Origin of the sequence: Nocardioides sp. CCNWLW239 (assembly GCF_037137035.1) — a bacterium.
Lineage (GTDB): Bacteria > Actinomycetota > Actinomycetes > Propionibacteriales > Nocardioidaceae > Nocardioides.
In genome coordinates, this window is sequence record NZ_JBBBNW010000001.1 from 51,914 (window position 1) to 66,947 (window position 15,034).

Sequence of the window (15,034 nt, forward strand, 5' to 3'; positions counted from 1 at the left end):
GTGGCAGCCACCACACGGCCGTGGTGCCGCGAGGCCATAACGAGGAGAACGTACGCATGACGAAGCCCGTCCGCGTCGCCGTCATCGGCGCCGGAGCCGCCGGCCTGGCCACCACCAAGGCCCTGCTCGACGTCGGGGCCGAGGTCGTGACGTACGAGAAGGGTGACCGGCCGGGTGGGCTGTGGAACCAGCACAACAGCAGCGGCCTCTCCCCCGCCTACGACTCGCTCCACCTCAACACCAGCAAAGGCCGCACCGAGTTCGTCGATCATCCGATGCCGGCCGACTGGGTGGATTACCCCTCGGCGGAGCTGGTGGCCGTCTATCTCGCCGACTACGCCGACACCTTCGGGGTGACCGAGCGGATCCGGTTCGGTGCCACCGTCGTCGGCGTCGAGCGGGAGGACTCCGGCCCCTCCGCCGGCACCTGGACCGTGACCTGCGCGGACGGGACCTCGGAGCAGTACGACGCGGTGGTCGTCGCCAACGGGCACAACTGGGACCCGCGCTGGCCCTCGCCCGGCTATCCCGGCAGGTTCGCCGGCGTGCAGATGCACGCCCACGACTACCGCGACGCGGAGATCTTCCGCGACCGTCGCGTGCTCGTCGTCGGGATGGGCAACTCCGCGATGGACATCGCGGTCGACGCCTCCTACGTCACCGCCGCGCCGGTGCTGCTCTCGGCCCGTCACGGCGTCCACATCGTCCCGAAGTACCTCTTCGGCCGTCCCGCCGACGCCACCGGCGGTGCCATCGCCGGCCTCCCCTGGCGTATGCGTCAGCGCCTGGCGGAGACGATGCTGCGCGTCGCTGTGGGCCGCCCCGAGGACTACGGCCTGCCCGCCCCGGCGGGCGGGCTGTTCCAGAACCACCCGACCATCAGCGACACGATCCTGCACCGCCTCACCCACGGCGAGGTCGTCCCCCGCCCCGGGATCGAGCGCCTCGACGGTGATCATGTGGTCTTCACCGACGGCCGCACCGACAGGATCGACACCATCGTGTGGGCCACCGGCTACCGGGTGACCATCCCCTTCCTCTCCGAGCGCTGGCTGGGTGCGGACCCGGAGAAGCTGCAGCTCCACCACCGCGTCTTCCACCTCGACGACCCGACCCTGGCCTTCGTCGGCCTGATGCAGTCCACCGGGGCCGCGCTGCCGGTCGTCGAGGCACAGGCCAAGCTCGTCGCGGCGCATCTCGGCGGGACGTACGCCCTACCGGAAGACGCCGAGCGCCGCCGCCTCGCCGACCGGGCGCTGCGCGAGGCGCGCGCCCGCTGGGGCGAGAAACGACCGGCGATGCGCATCGACTTCGACGCCTACCTCGCCTCGGTCCCGGGCGAGCTGAGGGCCGGCCGCAGACGCCTCGATGCCGGCGCCTCCCCCCACGTGTCGCGGCTGGTCCCCCTGCAGCCGCGGCCCGCATCCACCGTCACCACCACCGATGAGGTCACGACATGAGCAGCCTGCGCGATGCGACCGGTCTTCGCGTCCTGATCACCGGCGCCTCCGGCACCTTCGGCCGGGCGCTCGCCCAGGACCTGACCTCGCGAGGGGCGCACGTCATCGGGCTCGACGTCGCGCCCCGCGAGGACGACCCCGTGCCCGTCATCGCCTGCGACCTGACCGACGACGACGCCGTGCCCGCCGCCGTCGCGACCGCGCTGGAGCGGCTCGGCGGTCTCGACGTACTGATCAACAACGCCGGCATCGGCGGCCCGGCACCCGCCGAGCTCGCCCCGGGCACCGAGGTACGCCGCCAGCTCGACATCAACCTGCTCGGCACCTGGCGGGTCAGCGCGGCCTGCGTACCTGCCCTGGTCGCCTCCCGCGGCCGGGTGGTGATGGTCACCTCGAGGATGGCCGTCATGCAGCTCCCGCTCGCTGCGGCGTACGGTGCCTCCAAACGTGCCATGGTCGCCTACGCCGACGCGCTCCGCCTCGAGCTCGGCACCCACGTGGGCGTCACTTGCGTCTATCCCTCGGCCGTGCGTAGCCCGATCCACGACTCCACCGCCAGGGCCGGCCTCTCGCTGGAGGGGATGAGCTCGTACGAGCCGCTCGAAGGCGTCGTCGCCACCGTGGTGCGGGCCGCGCTGTCCCGGCGTGCCCGACGTGACCTGCCCACCACCCGGCGCGGAGCAGCGGAGCTCTTCCTCGCGCGTCACCTGCCGGCGCTCACCGACCGCATCGTGGCCCGCACCTTCGCGTCCCGGATCCGGTCCGGGGCGTTCGGCACGGCCGAGCTCGCCGCGCCTGCCGTGGAGCGTCACGCCGAGGCCGGCGCGTGACCGCGACCGAGCTGGAGGCGACGCGGGCCGGGCGCGGCCCGCTGCTGCAGTACGCCACCGGGTCGCTCGGGATGGGCGCCTGGGTCACCGTCCCCGGACTGCTGCTGCTCTACTTCCTCACCAACACCCTTGGCGTCTCCCCGCTGGTGGCGGGCCTGGCGCTGCTGGCTCCGAAGATCATCGACGCGGTGATCCACCCGGTGTTCGGCACGCTCTCGGACCGCGAGGCCCGCCGGCACGGCCACCGTCGCGGCGTGATGCGCTGGGGCCTGCTGCTCGGGCTCGCCATGGTCGCGATGTTCACCGTCCCCGGGGGCCTGCACGGCACCCCGGCCGCACTGTGGGTGGCTGTCTGGTACGTCGTCGGCAACGTCTGCTTCGCGGCCTTCCAGGTCCCCTACCTGACCACGCCTTCGGACCTGCGGGTCGGCTATCACGAGCGTACGCGCGTCTTCATGGTCCGCATGGTGATGCTCACCGTCGGCCTGCTGGCCGCGGGTGTCGTGGCGCCGATCCTGGTCTCCGACGAGCAGCGCGACAGCTACACCCGGATGGCGCTGGTCTTCGCGCTCGTCATGGTGGTGACGGCCCTGGTCGCGATCCGCGGCGTACGCCGTCTGAACGCCACGTGCGGGTTCCGCGAGCCTGCGGCGCACTCGCAATCCGTCCTCGCCGACCTCCGGCTGGCGTGGGGCGACCGCGACTTCCGGCTGCTCGTGCTCTCCTACCTGTTCACCGGCGCCACCACCCACCTGGTGCTCGCCGCGGTCCCGTTCTACGCCGAGCACGTGCTCGGCAGCTCGGGCATCACAGCGGTCCTGATGGGTGCCTTCCTGGGTCCGGCCATGGTCGCCTCACCCTTGTGGCTGCGGCTCTCCGGGATGATCGGCAAGCAGAAGGGACTGCTGCTCGCGCAGACGATGTTCGTCCTCGGCACCCTCACCCTGGCAGCCGGCGACCGGCTGCCCACCGCGCTGACCGTGGCTGTCGTGGTCGTCCTCGGTACATCCTTCGCCGGCCTGCAGCTGCTGGCCTTCTCGATGGTTCCCGATGCCGTGGCCGCCGCGGAGCGGCGCGGTCAGTCCCGCGCCGGCGCCTACACCGGCGTATGGACCGCCACCGAGGCGGTCGGCACCGCGGTCGGGCCCTACGTCTACTCCGCGGTCCTCGCCATCGGCGGGTTCGCGGCCGCCGTCGACGGGGAGAGCGTGCCGCAGACCGCGGGCGCGGTCGACGCCGTGCTGATCGGGTTCACCGCCGTGCCAGCGGTCCTGATGTCCATCGCCTGGTTCATCCAGCGACGTTGCACCCTCGACCGGGAACACCTGGTTGGGCACACTGGTTCTCCTGAGTAGTCCATCAGAAGGAGTGCTGCCTTGGCCCGAGCCGAACGCCGTCCGCCCCGCCCGGGAGTGATGTGGGAGTACGACAAGGTGATCTTCTCGCGTGAGTTCTCCCGCAACATCGTCACCAAGCTCCTCGTCGAGCGCGCCGAGCACGGCGGCTGGGAGCTCGACCGGGTCCGGATCGCTGCCGACGGCACCCGCCGGGTGACGCTTCGGCGCAAGATCATCCGGCAGCGGCTGACGCTCCTCTGAGGTCTCTCGGGGCGTCATCGCCGACGTCGGGAGAAAGCGAACTAGGGTCGATCGAGTGATCCATCTCGTACGTCACGGCGAGGCCGCCGGCGGGGACCAAGCCGATCCCGGTCTCTCCGACCTCGGCCGCCGCCAGGTCCACGCCCTCGCCAACCGCCTGGCCTTCCGGCCGGTCCGCCAGATCCTGCACGGCCCGAGCCGGCGTACGTCTGAGACGGCCTGCATCCTCACCGAGATCCTCGGCGCCGGCGCCACGCCCTCCGAGCTCCTCGCCGACCGCACCCCGGTGCCGTCACCCGAGCGGCGCGGCGACTACCCGACGCACCGCTGGGAGTGGTTTGAAGACGTCCCCGAGGCCGAGCGCGACCCCGACGGCACCGCCCTCACCGACGCCTGGCACAAGCTCTGGTTCGAGCACCACGACGAGGAGATCGTGCTGGTCAGCCACGCGTTCGTGATCTCCTGGTTCGTACGCCAGGTACTCAACGCCCCGACCGCGACCTGGATGCGGATCGGCCCGATCGGCAACGCCACCCTGACCAGCATCGGCCCCAACATCGCCGGCGAGCCCGTGGTGGAGACCTTCAACGCCGAGGTCGTCCTGCCGATCTGAGCCAAACGGCGACTACTGCTCAAGAAGCACCAGACGGCGTGAGCCGGTCCTGACACGTCAGGACCGGCTCACGAGTGGTCTCGCTACGGCGTCAGCTTCGGCACCGCGTTGAACACCTGCAGCTCCGAGATCCGTACGAAGTCGGAGAACGCACTGTTCTCGCCGCAGTCGGTCGCGGCGTTGGGATCGTTGTCCTGCTCACCTGCGTAGAGCGGGTTGCCGGTGCACTGGCTGTCGACCACCATGATGCGTACGTGCGTGGCCTTGGTCGGCGGGATCGCGAACGACCGCATGTTCAGCTTCGGCGAGGTCGGCCGGAACCTGCCGGCCGGGAACGCGTCCGCCGGGCTTCGGTAGGCCTCCTCGAAACCCACCCCCGTCGCACAGTCCGAGACGGTGTCGTCGCAGGTCAGGATGGCGAAGGACCGTAGCGCACTGAACCGGTTCTGGGTGCCGTCGTCGACGTCGCCCGCGATCGCCGGACGCAGCAGCGCCGAGACGTTGACCTGCTTGACCGTCTGCGGGTCGGCGCCGGCCAGGTCCACGGTGACCTGCTTGCCCCGGACGCCGTCACGCGAGGCCCAGTTGGTGCCCTCGGTCTCGTCGATCAGCTTGTCGAGGTTGATCCCGTCGCCGCTGACGCTCGCACCCGCTGCCGAGGCAGCCAGGTTCCGCGGGAGGTTCAGCTTGAGCTCGCTGCTCGATCCCGCCGGGAACGCCTTGGTGAACCGGTGCGCTCCCGCGCCCGCGCCGACCGCGACGAAGCGGAACGACGTGCCGGGCACGATCGAGAAGGTGTCGCCGAGCTCGGTGGCCGGATCGGTGTCGGCGACCGGCGTCGAGCGGGCCTCGTAGTCACCGACGTAGAGCTTGACCGGGCCGTTCACGTTGCCGACCGGGCGGAGACGGACGGTCGCGTTCTTGGCGTAGGAGGAGGCGAAGGACGGCACCGGGTCGGTGTCGGCACCCGAGGTCGACGTGGCGTCCCGTCCGAGACCGGACTCGGCGAACGCGTTCCAGAGAATGTCCTGGTTCGCGCCGCCGAAGCGGACCAGGTCGGCCGCCAGCATGTTGTCGCGCATGTCGATGAAGCTCGGCTGGCTGGTCGCCTGCAGCAGGAACGAGTCGAACATCAGCTGCACCCAGCGTCGCCCGCCCGGGCACTCGGTGGCCTCGACCTCGCCGGCGGCGCACTGCTCGTTGAGCGCCTTGGAGCCCTCCCCGTAGCGCTTGACGAACGCCTTGCGCACCCGAAGCTGGGTCGCCGACCAGATCTCGCCGTCAGCGTGCACCTGCGGTCCGACCAGGTCGTAGCCGACGTCGGAATAGTTGAGCGGGCTCCTGTCGAAGGCATAGGAACGGATGCCGTTCTCCTCGTTGCCGGTCACGTAGGCACCGGTGACCCACGGTGAGACGCCCGGCGCGCGATAGCCGGACTCGAAGAGATACTCACCGGCGATCAGGTCGCCCCACGACTCGCCCATCGCACCGCCCTGCGGACCGCCGACGCCGGCGTCCGGTCCGGCGATCATCCGGTTGGTGATCGCGTGGGTGTACTCGTGGCCGATGACGGTCATGTCGTAGTCCCCGTCGACGCACGGCGGGTACGCACTGCCCGCGATCGGCTGCCACAGGTACATGTTGGTCGTCGGCGGGAGACCGTCGCGACCGGTGCCCTGGTTGGCGTTGTTGCGGCTCCCGGCGATGGCGCCCGACTGCGCGCGCCCGATCTCGGGGTCGCCCGCGCCGGTGGCGCCGCTCAGGTTGACCCGCTGCATGTTCCACGCGTCCTCGGTGAAGCCGAGGTGGTAGGAGAAGTCGTGCATCCGGTTGTGCATCGCGAAGAGGTTGCTGACCGCCGCGTCCGAGTCGTTGCGCTGCTCGCTCTCGAACACCGCCGGGTCGCACTTCGACTTCGCCCACTGGTCGGTGAACGCGTAGCGGTAGTTGCGGTCGGACGCCGGTGTCGGACGCTTGTCGCTGGACGCGTCGGTCCACCGGATGACGTTGTCGGCCGAGTTGCCGGCCGTGGTGTTGGTGGTCTCGCCGGTCAGCAGGTCGAGGTCCCAGGGATTGCCGCCCGCGGCCTCGCTCACCGCCCGCGCGCATCCGGCGATCGGCGTCGCGCACCACTGCACCCGGGTGTCCTGGCCGTCGGCCGGCGGGGTTGCCGGGAAGACCGACCAGGTCGGGTTGTCGGAGTCGTGGTCGACGTCGTCGGTGCGTACCAGCACCTCACCGTTGCGCGCATCGACGAAGGAGGTGTAGGCCTCCGGCTCGGCGCCCTCGGTCGAGGAGAAGACGACCTCGTACGCAGCGCGTGCCCCGTCCGCGGTCGGGACCGCGACCTCGCGCACCGCCGGCTCGCCGGCCTCGCCCGCGGCCATGTCGACGTCGGCGAGCGCCTTGGCGACCGCCTCGCTCTCCGAGAGGGTCGCCGCGGCCGGCGCCGAGGTGTCCCGCGCGAGGGAGGAGGTGACGCGGACGACCTTGTCCTGGTGCAGCAGCACCGAGACCAGGCCGTCGTGGCCCGCAGGCAGATCACCGAACCTCTGTCGCAGCGTGACCACCGTCCCTTCGCCGATGCGCTTGACCAGGACCTTCTCCAACGACGCGACCTCGGCGGCGGAGAGGCCGTAGAGGTCGTCGTTGTCGGCCAGATAGTCCAGTGCGCGCTCGGTCGGGCTGCCGCTCAGGCCGCTGGCCAGGGCTTTCGCCGGACCGACGGACGCGGGCGTCCCGAGCGCGTTCCAGCGTACGTCTGCGGGGGCTGCGGCCGCCGCCGAGCGCTGACGGGCGGTCGGCTTGGCAGTCCCGTCGCGCCGGTCGGCGTCGTGGTGCTCGGTGACGAGCGGGTCGCTGGGTTGGGCGTGGCCCGGCCCGGCCGCGGTTGCGGTGGTCGCGGTGAACCCGAGAGCGGAAGCAGCAGCCAGTGTGGTGACACCGGCAACGGCGATCCGTCCGTAGGCCCTCCGATGAATACGTGAGGAATCCATCGTCACTCCTGATGTGTGAGTGGCGAGCGGTTGCTCGCAGCCGCCCAGACCTATCAGGAACCGACCTCGGTGAAGGGGTGTTCGGCGAGAAGTTTGCCTCTCAGACCTTGCCCGGACCGATCTCATCCAGGAAGCGGTCCATGACACGCACCCCGAACTGGAGCGCGTCGACCGGCACCCGCTCGTCCACTCCGTGGAAGAGGGCGGTGAAGTCGAGCTCCTCGGGCAGCCGTAGGGGCGCGAAGCCGTAGGTCCTCATCCCGAGCCGCTTGAAGTGCTTGGCGTCGGTGCCGGCGCTCATCAGGTAGGGGGCGACGAGGGCGTCGGGGTCCTCGGCGATCAGCGAGCGCTCCATCGCGGCGACGAGCGCCCCGTCGTAGGGCGTCTCCCACGGCATCTGGTTCTGGTCGAACTCGATGTCGATCCCCTCGCCGCACAGCTTGCGCAGGGTCTCGAAGAAGTCGTCCTCGAAACCGGGCAGGAAGCGGCCGTCGACATGGGCGGTGGCCTCGGTGGGGATGACGTTGACCTTGTAGCCGGCGCTGGTCATGGTCGGGTTGGTGACGTTGCGCAGCGTGGCGCCGATCATCCGGGCGGCGGGGCCGAACTCCTCCACGAGCCGCTCGGCGTTCTCGGGGGTCGGCTCCTCCCCCGCGATCTCGCCGACCGCGGCCAGCAGCGTCTGCATCGTCGGGGTCAGCTGCACCGGCCACTCGTGGGCACCGATGCGGGCGATCGCCCCGGACAGCCTGGTGATCGGGTTGTCGCGGTTGATCATGGAGCCGTGGCCGGCGGTGCCCCGGGCGGTCAGCTTCATCCAGGCCATGCCCTTCTCGGCCGCCTCGATGAGGTAGAGCCGCTTGCCACGGACCGTTGTCGAGAAGCCACCGACCTCACCGACCGCCTCGGTGCAGTGCGCCAGCAGGTCGGGGTGGTCCTCGACGAGCACGTGAGCACCCTTCATCCCGCCGGCCTCCTCGTCGGCGGTGAAGGCGAGGGTGATCGGCCGCTCCGGGACCCGCCCGGTGCGCTGGCGCTCGCGGACGACCGCGAGCAGCATCGCGTCGAAGTCCTTCATGTCGACCGCGCCCCGGCCCCAGACGCTGGGCCCTTCTCCCGGGGCGTCTTGGATCTCCCCGGAGAACGGGTCGACCTGCCAGTCCTCGGCCGCGGCCGGAACGACGTCGAGGTGGCCGTGGAGGAGGAGTCCGTCACCCGCCGAGCCGCCCCACTGCGCGACGACCGAGGCGCGGCCGTGCTCGGACTCGTAGATCTCGGAGGTGATCCCGACCTCGTCGAGCTGCGCCGCGACGTACTCGGCCGCCTTCCGCTCCCCGGGGCCAGGGTCGTTTCCGTAGTTGCTCGTGTCGATGCGGATCAGGTCACGGCAGAGGTCGACGACCTCGGTCTCGGCGCTGGTCATATGGCCACCGTATCGACCGACCGAACCGACCCCTGACGTCCACCTATGCGAAACCTGAGGATTTCGGTGCCGTCGGACGCGCAGGTTTCCATGGACGCGTGCAGAAACGTGCCCTCCTCTCCGCCCACCGCGCCGCGGCGCGTCAGTCGGGGCACCGTGACAACTCCTGGGAGTCGCTTCTCGAGGCCGTCCGGATGGAGGTCGACTACGTCGAGTTCGACGTCCACCGCACCCGCGACGGCGAGCTCGTCCTCCACCACGACAGCCATGTCCGCGACCGCCTCGGGCGCCGGATCACGATCAAGGACAGGACGTACGCCGCGCTCTCGCGGCTCGTGCCGTTCCGCCTGGTGCGCTACCGGGACGCCCTCGAGCTGCTCGCCGCCCACGGCAAGCACGCCCACATCGACCTCAAGTTCGCCTCCCCCGCCCACCACCTCGGCCTCCCGCACGAGATCGACGCCGCCGAGATCGCCCTCGAGGTGATGGACGAGAGCTTCATCGTGACCACCATGGTCGACGAGTCCGTACGCGTCCTGCGCGACTGGGCCGACCTCCGTTCCCCCTCCACGCTCGTCGGCCTCTCCCTCGGCGGCGTCGACTTCCGCCACCACCCGTTCAAGCTGCTCAGGCTGAAGCTCTCCGAGTTCTTCCCCGAGAGCCGCATCCGCCGGTGTCGCTCCAACCTGGTCGTCGTCGAGCAGCGCCTCGCCGACGCCTGGCTGTTGCGCTGGGCCCACCGCCGCAACATCAAGGTCCTCGTCTGGACCGTCGACAACCCGGGCCGGCTGCGTCGATTCGTGCACGACAACCGCGTCTGGATGGTCACCAGCAACCACCCCGCCAGGGCCCTCCTGCCGGCCTGACCTCCCTGAGATCCCTGACCTCCCAGACCGACGGTCAGAGACCGTCGATCCCCGCGGAGAGCTGGTCGAAGGCGGTGGCGGCCCGCGTCACCGGGTCGACCACCGAGGCATCGTCCACAGCGGCCCAGTGCTCGAACGTCACCCGGATCGCATCGGTCGCCGCGGCGGCCAGCAGCCGCACGGCGAACGGGTCGGCATCGGGTTTCCGAGCCGCGATCAGGTCGCGCAGCCGCTCCTCGGACTCTCCGTTGACCCGCCGCCACACCGCCGCGAGCCGCTGGTCCTGCATCGTCGCCCGCAGCAGACCACGCGTACGTTCCAACGCCTGGCGGTCCTCATCGCTGTCGAGGTTCAAGGTGGCGGTGATCGCCTCGCCGATCGCGCCGCGGAGATCCGCCGCGCTCGACTCGGCGATCGCCGTCTGCCATCCCCGTGCACCGATGGCCAGGAGCGGCGTCACCGCCTCCTCCTTGGTCTGGAAGTAGCGATAGAACGTACGGATCGAGACCCCGGCCGCACCCGCGATCGCCTCCACCGTCACGTCCTTGGTCTCGCGCGCGGCGAACAGTTCCGCCGCCGCCTCGGCGATCTCGAGGAGGGTCGCCTGCTTGCGTCGCTCCGTCAGGGAAGGTCCGGCAGCCATTCCCGCACTGTACGGGGAATGACTCTGCCGACGCCACTGTTGGCCTAGATGGCACGATGTGCCAGATAGGCATACTGTGCTCGACACGTCGAGCACCTACGAAAGGCTGGAAGCAATGAATCGTTATGAGGGTCGCCGCGCACTCGTCACCGGCGGCGGATCGGGCATCGGCCAGGCCACCGTCCTGCGCATGCTCGCCGAGGGCGGCCGCGTCGTGGCCGCCGATGTGTCGGAGGCAGGGCTCGCCGACACCGTCACGAAGGCCGGCGACGACGCCGAGCGCCTGCACACCGTCGTCGTGAACATCGCTGACGAGGACTCCGTCAAGACCGCTGTCGCCGACGCCGTGGCCTGGCTGGGTGGGCTCGACGCCCTCGTCAACGCCGCCGGGATCCTGCGCTCCTCCCGCACCGACCAGACCACGCTCGGAGACTTCGAGCAGGTGCTGCGCATCAACCTGGTCGGGACGTTCCTGATGATCCGCGAGACCATCCCCGCCCTCCTGCAGGGCAACAGCGCCGCTGTCGTGAACTTCAGCTCGACCTCGGCGATGTTCGCTCACCCCTACATGGCTGCGTACGCGGCGAGCAAGGGCGGCGTACAGTCCATGACCCACGCCCTGGCAGCCGAGTACGCCAAGCACGGCATCCGCTTCACCGCCGTCCAGCCCGGTTCCATCTCCTCCGGGATGACCGACGGCTCCGGCGCCAGCAAGCAGAGCCAGGGTCCCGGCCTCCCCGAGGACGCCGACATGAGTCTGTTCATGAAGCTCATGCCCGCCCTGGGGCAGGGTTTCGCCGGCCCCGAGACCGTCGCCGGCGTCGTCGCGATGCTTGCCAGCGACGACGGCAAGTTCATCACCGGAACCGAGATCCGGATCGACGGCGGCACCCACTTCTGAGCGCCCTCACCGCCGCCCGCACACTCCCTTCCCCCGCCCGACCTGCGAGAGTGCACTGAAGGGCATCCCGATTCGGCACCAGGACGGGGTCCTGATAATGTTCTTCCTGTTGCGCGCGGGTGGCGGAATAGGCAGACGCGCTAGCTTGAGGTGCTAGTCCACGTATTAGTGGGTGGGGGTTCAAGTCCCCCCTCGCGCACAGAGAGAAACCCCAGGGAAACCTGGGGTTTCTCGCATTTCACGAGACCTCAGGATCGCCTGGCAGGCCAACCGAGCAGACCGGCACACAGACCCGCTGTCGCGTTGTTCCTCAGTGATCAGTCAGCCACAGACCGCGTCCGCGTATCGACGCGATGCGGATCGACGCAATCACGGCGTGCCGATGACTCTCGACAGCAAAGGCGGCGCAACGGGAGAACGCCCGCGAAACGGTCCGAAGGGCTTGACTCTTCTGTAACACGTGCGAAACTTACGCCCCCTCATCGTGCCTATCAGATGATAGAAAAGGCGGTCGCATTGCCCTGGCTGATTCTTGTCGCTTCCGGTGTTCTCGAGGCGGTCTGGGCAAATGCTCTGAGTCGAACCGAGGGTTTCCAACGGCCCATGCCATCCCTGGTGTTCCTCGTGGCGCTGGTCGGCAGCATGGCAGGCCTGGGATATGCGGTGCAGACGCTTCCAGTCGGCACTGCGTACGCGGTCTGGGTGGGCATCGGCGTGGCGTTGACCATCGCCTACTCGGCGATGTCGGGCCAGGAGCCGATCAGCGCTGTGCGTGTGCTCCTTCTGGTCGGCCTCGTCGGCTGCATCGTCGGGTTGAAGATCACCGACTGACCTCGATGCCGCAGCTCGTGGTCAGCCACGCGGCTCGCCAGAGCTCACCTGAGGCACGTACCACCTCACTTCATCTATCAACGTGACAGAAAAGAGCGATCGCACGGTGTCCCACATGTCGCCGCGTCCGAGTCGCGGCCGTCCCCGACGGCAGCCCGGACCGCATGTGACGAATCCACGAGAACACATCCTCGCTTCTGCAGCCGAGCTCTTCGTGAACCAGAGCTACGCCGGCACGACCACCCGCGAGATCGGTGAGCTCGCCGGGATGCGTCAGGCGTCGATCTATTACCACTTCGACAGCAAGGAGCAGATACTCGTCGTGCTGCTGCGCCGTTCGGTCCAACTGCGGGTCGAGAGGGCCGCCAAGATCGCGACCGAGGTCGACGGCCTCTCACCCGCTGCCGGCCTGTATCTCTTGGCGGCGAGCGATGTGAGCGCTCTGGCCGCCATGCCGCAGAACGTCGGCATTCTCTATCGGCTGCCCGACGTCGTCGCGTCTCCGGTCTTCGAGCAGTTCCGTGATCTCCGAGACGAGCTCGTCCTCACCTACGGCCAGCTCGGTATCCGTGCCGCGCCGCAGCGAGTCGCCGACACCACCGACGTGCACGCCCTCGGGGAGCTGCTGGTCCAGATCGCAGACACCATGACCGGCCTCCGAGCCGCCGGGTCCGTGGACTCCTCCCGGACTCGCTCGATCGCCTCGGCCTGTCTCCGCCTCTGCGGTATCCCCGAGGACGTCATCGACCAAGCCCGCGTGGACATCGACATCGACCGCAACCCGTGACCCAGGTGAGCGCGCGCTCGAACAGCTCGTCCAGGCACTCGCCGTCGTCGCCCCGTTCCCGAGACCTGCTCAGACGATGAGCAGGCGAGGGCCGTCGTCGAGCGACTCGAGCTCGTGCCGGGCTGAGGCCGGCGCGCCGACGTCGGTGACCACGACGTCGATCTCCTCGGCGGAGGCGACGTGGCCCAGGGAGGCTCGGCCGATCTTCGAGCCGTCGGCCAGGACGACCACCCTGGCCGCAGCCGAGACCATGGACCGCTTGACCTCGGCCTCGGGAAGGTTGACGTTGGTGATGCCCGCAGCGGCGTCGACCCCGTTGCAGCCGATCAACGCCAGGTCGGCGTGGACCTTGCTGAGCAGCAGGTCCCCGAGAGGCGCGACCAGGGAATGCTGAAGCGGCCGGAGCGTGCCTCCGGTCACCACGACCTGGATCCGCGGGATCGCAGGCTCGAGGGCGAGCGCGATCGAGAGTCCGTTGGTCACGATGGTCACGTCGCGAAGGTCCTCACGGCGGACGAGCTCGCGCGCCACCGCCGCCGTGGTGGTGCCGACGTCGAGCAGGACGCTCATCCCGGGCTCGACCAGCTCCGCGGCCGCGCTCGCGATCCTGGCCTTCTGCGGCGCCGCGTCGACCTGGGTCTCCTCGAACGGCCGCTCGGCGAGGCCGGCCGCTCCCGCGGGCATCGCCCCGCCGCGTACGCGTCTCACCGAGCCACCGACCTCCAAGGCGTCGAGGTCAGCCCTCACCGTGACCGTCGAGACACCGAACGCGGGACTCAGGTCGGCGACCCTCGCGAACCCATGGGTCTCGATGATCGCGAGCATCCGTGCTCGACGCTCCTCGGTCGAGAGGTTGTCGGCATCGGCGCTCATGACAGGAGGATGTGCCAGCACGCAAACGGTTGTCAATCCGAAAGCCAGATTGCTTTCACAAAGAAAACCACTTAGCGTCAAGAACCGTGACACGGATCGCCAAGCACGTCCACACGCTGGCCGACGGCCGCGAGCTCATCTACTTCGACGACGCTGACACGACGCTACCGCCGGAGCGCGCCCCCGACCTGCGTACGCTCCCGCCCCGGCCTCAGACCGCCACCATGCGACAGGACGTGCTGACCGGCGACTGGATCTCGGTGGCCACCGCCCGCCAGAACCGGGTGCTGCTCCCACCTGCTGACCTGGACCCCCTCGCCCCGCAGAGCCCGACCAACCCCTCGGAGATCCCCTCGAACTACGACGTCGCGGTCTTCGAGAACAGGTCGCCGTCCTTCGGGCCCTCCGGCGACGCGATCGCTCCGCTGGACGGCATCGCCCTGAACCGGACCGCCCCGTCGGTCGGTCGTTGCGAGGTCGTCGCGTTCAGCCCGCAAGGGCAGGGCGCTTTCGGATCGGTAAGCCGCTCGCGCGCCCGCACCATCATCGAGGCCTGGGCCGACCGCACCGCCGCTCTCTCCGCGCTGCCCGGCGTCGCTCAGGTCTTCCCGTTCGAGAACCGCGGCGAGGCCATCGGCGTCACCCTGCACCACCCGCACGGCCAGATCTACGCCTACCCCTACGTCACCCCACGCACGCAGCGGCTGCTCGCGTCGATCGACGACTACGGGCCGGGCCTGTTCGCCGACATCCTGGACAACGAGCGCTCGGGCGAGCGGGTGCTGCTCCGGGGCGAGCACTGGACGGCGTACGTGCCGTTCGCGGCCCGATGGCCGATCGAGGTGCACATGCTCCCCCACGAGCACGTCGCAGACTTCGCGGAGACCACCACCTCCCAGCGTGACGAGCTCGCGGTCCTCTATCTGCGCCTGCTGCGCGGGATCGACCACCTCTACCCCGACCCGACGCCCTACATCGCCGCCTGGCACCAGGCACCGGTGCACTCCCACCGGGACAGCGCGCGGCTCTCCCTCCAGCTCACCAGCCCCCGCCGCGGGCCTGACAAGCTCAAGTACTCCGCCGGCAGCGAGGCCGCCATGGGCGCCTGGGTCGGCGACATCCAGCCCGAGACCCAGGCCGAGCAGCTCCGCGAGGCGATCGCACGCGCGGACCGCGAGAACCCGGTGTGACGCCCGCAGCGGGATGGTCGATC

Annotated in this window: 14 protein-coding genes and 1 tRNA gene; 11 read left to right on the plus strand and 4 right to left on the minus strand. The window is 69.7% G+C overall.

The features are described from left to right. Nucleotides 1–56 precede the first annotated feature (56 nt). From WBG06_RS00245 to WBG06_RS00265, 5 genes are read left to right on the plus strand one after another with little or no spacing between them, the layout of a single operon-like run. Complete coding sequence (locus WBG06_RS00245; RefSeq protein ID WP_336733953.1) at nucleotides 57–1,460, plus strand: flavin-containing monooxygenase; 1,404 nt, start codon at nucleotides 57–59, stop codon at nucleotides 1,458–1,460. Then, nucleotides 1,457–2,290, plus strand: coding sequence for an SDR family NAD(P)-dependent oxidoreductase (locus WBG06_RS00250; RefSeq protein ID WP_336733955.1), 834 nt, complete (start codon nucleotides 1,457–1,459; stop codon nucleotides 2,288–2,290). The genes WBG06_RS00245 and WBG06_RS00250 overlap by 4 nt, the downstream gene beginning before the upstream one ends. Continuing rightward, the gene (locus WBG06_RS00255) at nucleotides 2,287–3,645 is read left to right on the plus strand and encodes an MFS transporter (RefSeq protein WP_336733957.1); all 1,359 of its coding nucleotides are present in this window, start codon (nucleotides 2,287–2,289) and stop codon (nucleotides 3,643–3,645) included. Before WBG06_RS00250 ends, WBG06_RS00255 begins: the two co-directional genes overlap by 4 nt. 60 nt (nucleotides 3,646–3,705) lie before the next feature. After that, nucleotides 3,706–3,888 (plus strand): DUF5703 family protein, encoded by a 183-nt coding sequence (locus WBG06_RS00260; protein WP_336735631.1) that lies wholly within the window; start codon nucleotides 3,706–3,708, stop codon nucleotides 3,886–3,888. A 55-nt stretch (nucleotides 3,889–3,943) separates the two neighbouring features. Further along, entirely contained in the window at nucleotides 3,944–4,501 is a 558-nt protein-coding gene (locus tag WBG06_RS00265; RefSeq protein ID WP_336733959.1) for a histidine phosphatase family protein, read from the plus strand. 83 nt (nucleotides 4,502–4,584) lie between these two features. Here the strand turns inward: WBG06_RS00265 and WBG06_RS00270 are convergent, their stop codons facing one another. Continuing rightward, a complete protein-coding gene (locus WBG06_RS00270) occupies nucleotides 4,585–7,497 on the minus strand; it encodes a M36 family metallopeptidase (protein WP_336733961.1) in 2,913 nt (970 codons plus the stop codon). A gap of 100 nt (nucleotides 7,498–7,597) precedes the next feature. Next, nucleotides 7,598–8,920: a M20/M25/M40 family metallo-hydrolase gene (locus tag WBG06_RS00275; RefSeq protein WP_336733963.1), complete on the minus strand. Its 1,323-nt coding sequence runs from the start codon at nucleotides 8,918–8,920 to the stop codon at nucleotides 7,598–7,600. Nucleotides 8,921–9,018: 98 nt separating this feature from the next. Between WBG06_RS00275 and WBG06_RS00280 the strand changes: the two genes are divergently transcribed. Continuing rightward, nucleotides 9,019–9,786 carry a glycerophosphodiester phosphodiesterase gene (locus WBG06_RS00280; RefSeq protein ID WP_336733964.1) on the plus strand — a complete coding sequence of 256 codons (768 nt, stop codon included), beginning with the start codon at nucleotides 9,019–9,021 and terminating at the stop codon, nucleotides 9,784–9,786. A gap of 34 nt (nucleotides 9,787–9,820) precedes the next feature. Here WBG06_RS00280 and WBG06_RS00285 read toward each other — a convergent pair whose 3' ends face one another. After that, complete coding sequence (locus tag WBG06_RS00285) at nucleotides 9,821–10,429, minus strand: TetR/AcrR family transcriptional regulator (RefSeq protein ID WP_336733965.1); 609 nt, start codon at nucleotides 10,427–10,429, stop codon at nucleotides 9,821–9,823. A 115-nt stretch (nucleotides 10,430–10,544) separates the two neighbouring features. Between WBG06_RS00285 and WBG06_RS00290 the strand changes: the two genes are divergently transcribed. The 4 genes from WBG06_RS00290 (at nucleotide 10,545) to WBG06_RS00305 (ending at nucleotide 12,948) form a co-directional block, all read left to right on the plus strand. Further along, nucleotides 10,545–11,330: an SDR family NAD(P)-dependent oxidoreductase gene (locus tag WBG06_RS00290; RefSeq protein WP_336733967.1), complete on the plus strand. Its 786-nt coding sequence runs from the start codon at nucleotides 10,545–10,547 to the stop codon at nucleotides 11,328–11,330. A gap of 113 nt (nucleotides 11,331–11,443) precedes the next feature. Next, a tRNA-Leu gene (locus tag WBG06_RS00295) sits at nucleotides 11,444–11,529 on the plus strand. Nucleotides 11,530–11,825: 296 nt separating this feature from the next. Beyond that, on the plus strand, nucleotides 11,826–12,161 hold the full coding sequence (locus tag WBG06_RS00300) for a DMT family transporter (RefSeq protein ID WP_336733969.1): 336 nt from the start codon (nucleotides 11,826–11,828) through the stop codon (nucleotides 12,159–12,161). A 115-nt stretch (nucleotides 12,162–12,276) separates the two neighbouring features. Beyond that, a complete protein-coding gene (locus WBG06_RS00305) occupies nucleotides 12,277–12,948 on the plus strand; it encodes a TetR/AcrR family transcriptional regulator (RefSeq protein WP_336733971.1) in 672 nt (223 codons plus the stop codon). 69 nt (nucleotides 12,949–13,017) lie between these two features. Here the strand turns inward: WBG06_RS00305 and WBG06_RS00310 are convergent, their stop codons facing one another. Then, the gene (locus WBG06_RS00310; RefSeq protein WP_336733973.1) at nucleotides 13,018–13,821 is read right to left on the minus strand and encodes a DeoR/GlpR family DNA-binding transcription regulator; all 804 of its coding nucleotides are present in this window, start codon (nucleotides 13,819–13,821) and stop codon (nucleotides 13,018–13,020) included. Nucleotides 13,822–13,907: 86 nt separating this feature from the next. On the opposite strand from WBG06_RS00310, the gene galT reads away from it, so the two are divergent. After that, entirely contained in the window at nucleotides 13,908–15,011 is a 1,104-nt protein-coding gene (gene galT / locus WBG06_RS00315) for a galactose-1-phosphate uridylyltransferase (RefSeq protein ID WP_336733974.1), read from the plus strand. Nucleotides 15,012–15,034: the final 23 nt, after the last annotated feature.

Coding starts and splice junctions, on each gene's coding strand:
- WBG06_RS00245 (WP_336733953.1), top strand. CDS start 57: ATGACGAAGCCCGTCCGCGTCGCCGTCATCGGCGCCGGAGCCGCCGGC.
- WBG06_RS00250 (WP_336733955.1), top strand. CDS start 1,457: ATGAGCAGCCTGCGCGATGCGACCGGTCTTCGCGTCCTGATCACCGGC.
- WBG06_RS00260 (WP_336735631.1), top strand. CDS start 3,706: ATGTGGGAGTACGACAAGGTGATCTTCTCGCGTGAGTTCTCCCGCAAC.
- WBG06_RS00270 (WP_336733961.1), bottom strand. CDS start 7,497: ATGGATTCCTCACGTATTCATCGGAGGGCCTACGGACGGATCGCCGTT.
- WBG06_RS00275 (WP_336733963.1), bottom strand. CDS start 8,920: ATGACCAGCGCCGAGACCGAGGTCGTCGACCTCTGCCGTGACCTGATC.
- WBG06_RS00285 (WP_336733965.1), bottom strand. CDS start 10,429: ATGGCTGCCGGACCTTCCCTGACGGAGCGACGCAAGCAGGCGACCCTC.
- WBG06_RS00290 (WP_336733967.1), top strand. CDS start 10,545: ATGAATCGTTATGAGGGTCGCCGCGCACTCGTCACCGGCGGCGGATCG.
- WBG06_RS00300 (WP_336733969.1), top strand. CDS start 11,826: ATGATAGAAAAGGCGGTCGCATTGCCCTGGCTGATTCTTGTCGCTTCC.
- WBG06_RS00305 (WP_336733971.1), top strand. CDS start 12,277: ATGTCGCCGCGTCCGAGTCGCGGCCGTCCCCGACGGCAGCCCGGACCG.
- WBG06_RS00310 (WP_336733973.1), bottom strand. CDS start 13,821: ATGAGCGCCGATGCCGACAACCTCTCGACCGAGGAGCGTCGAGCACGG.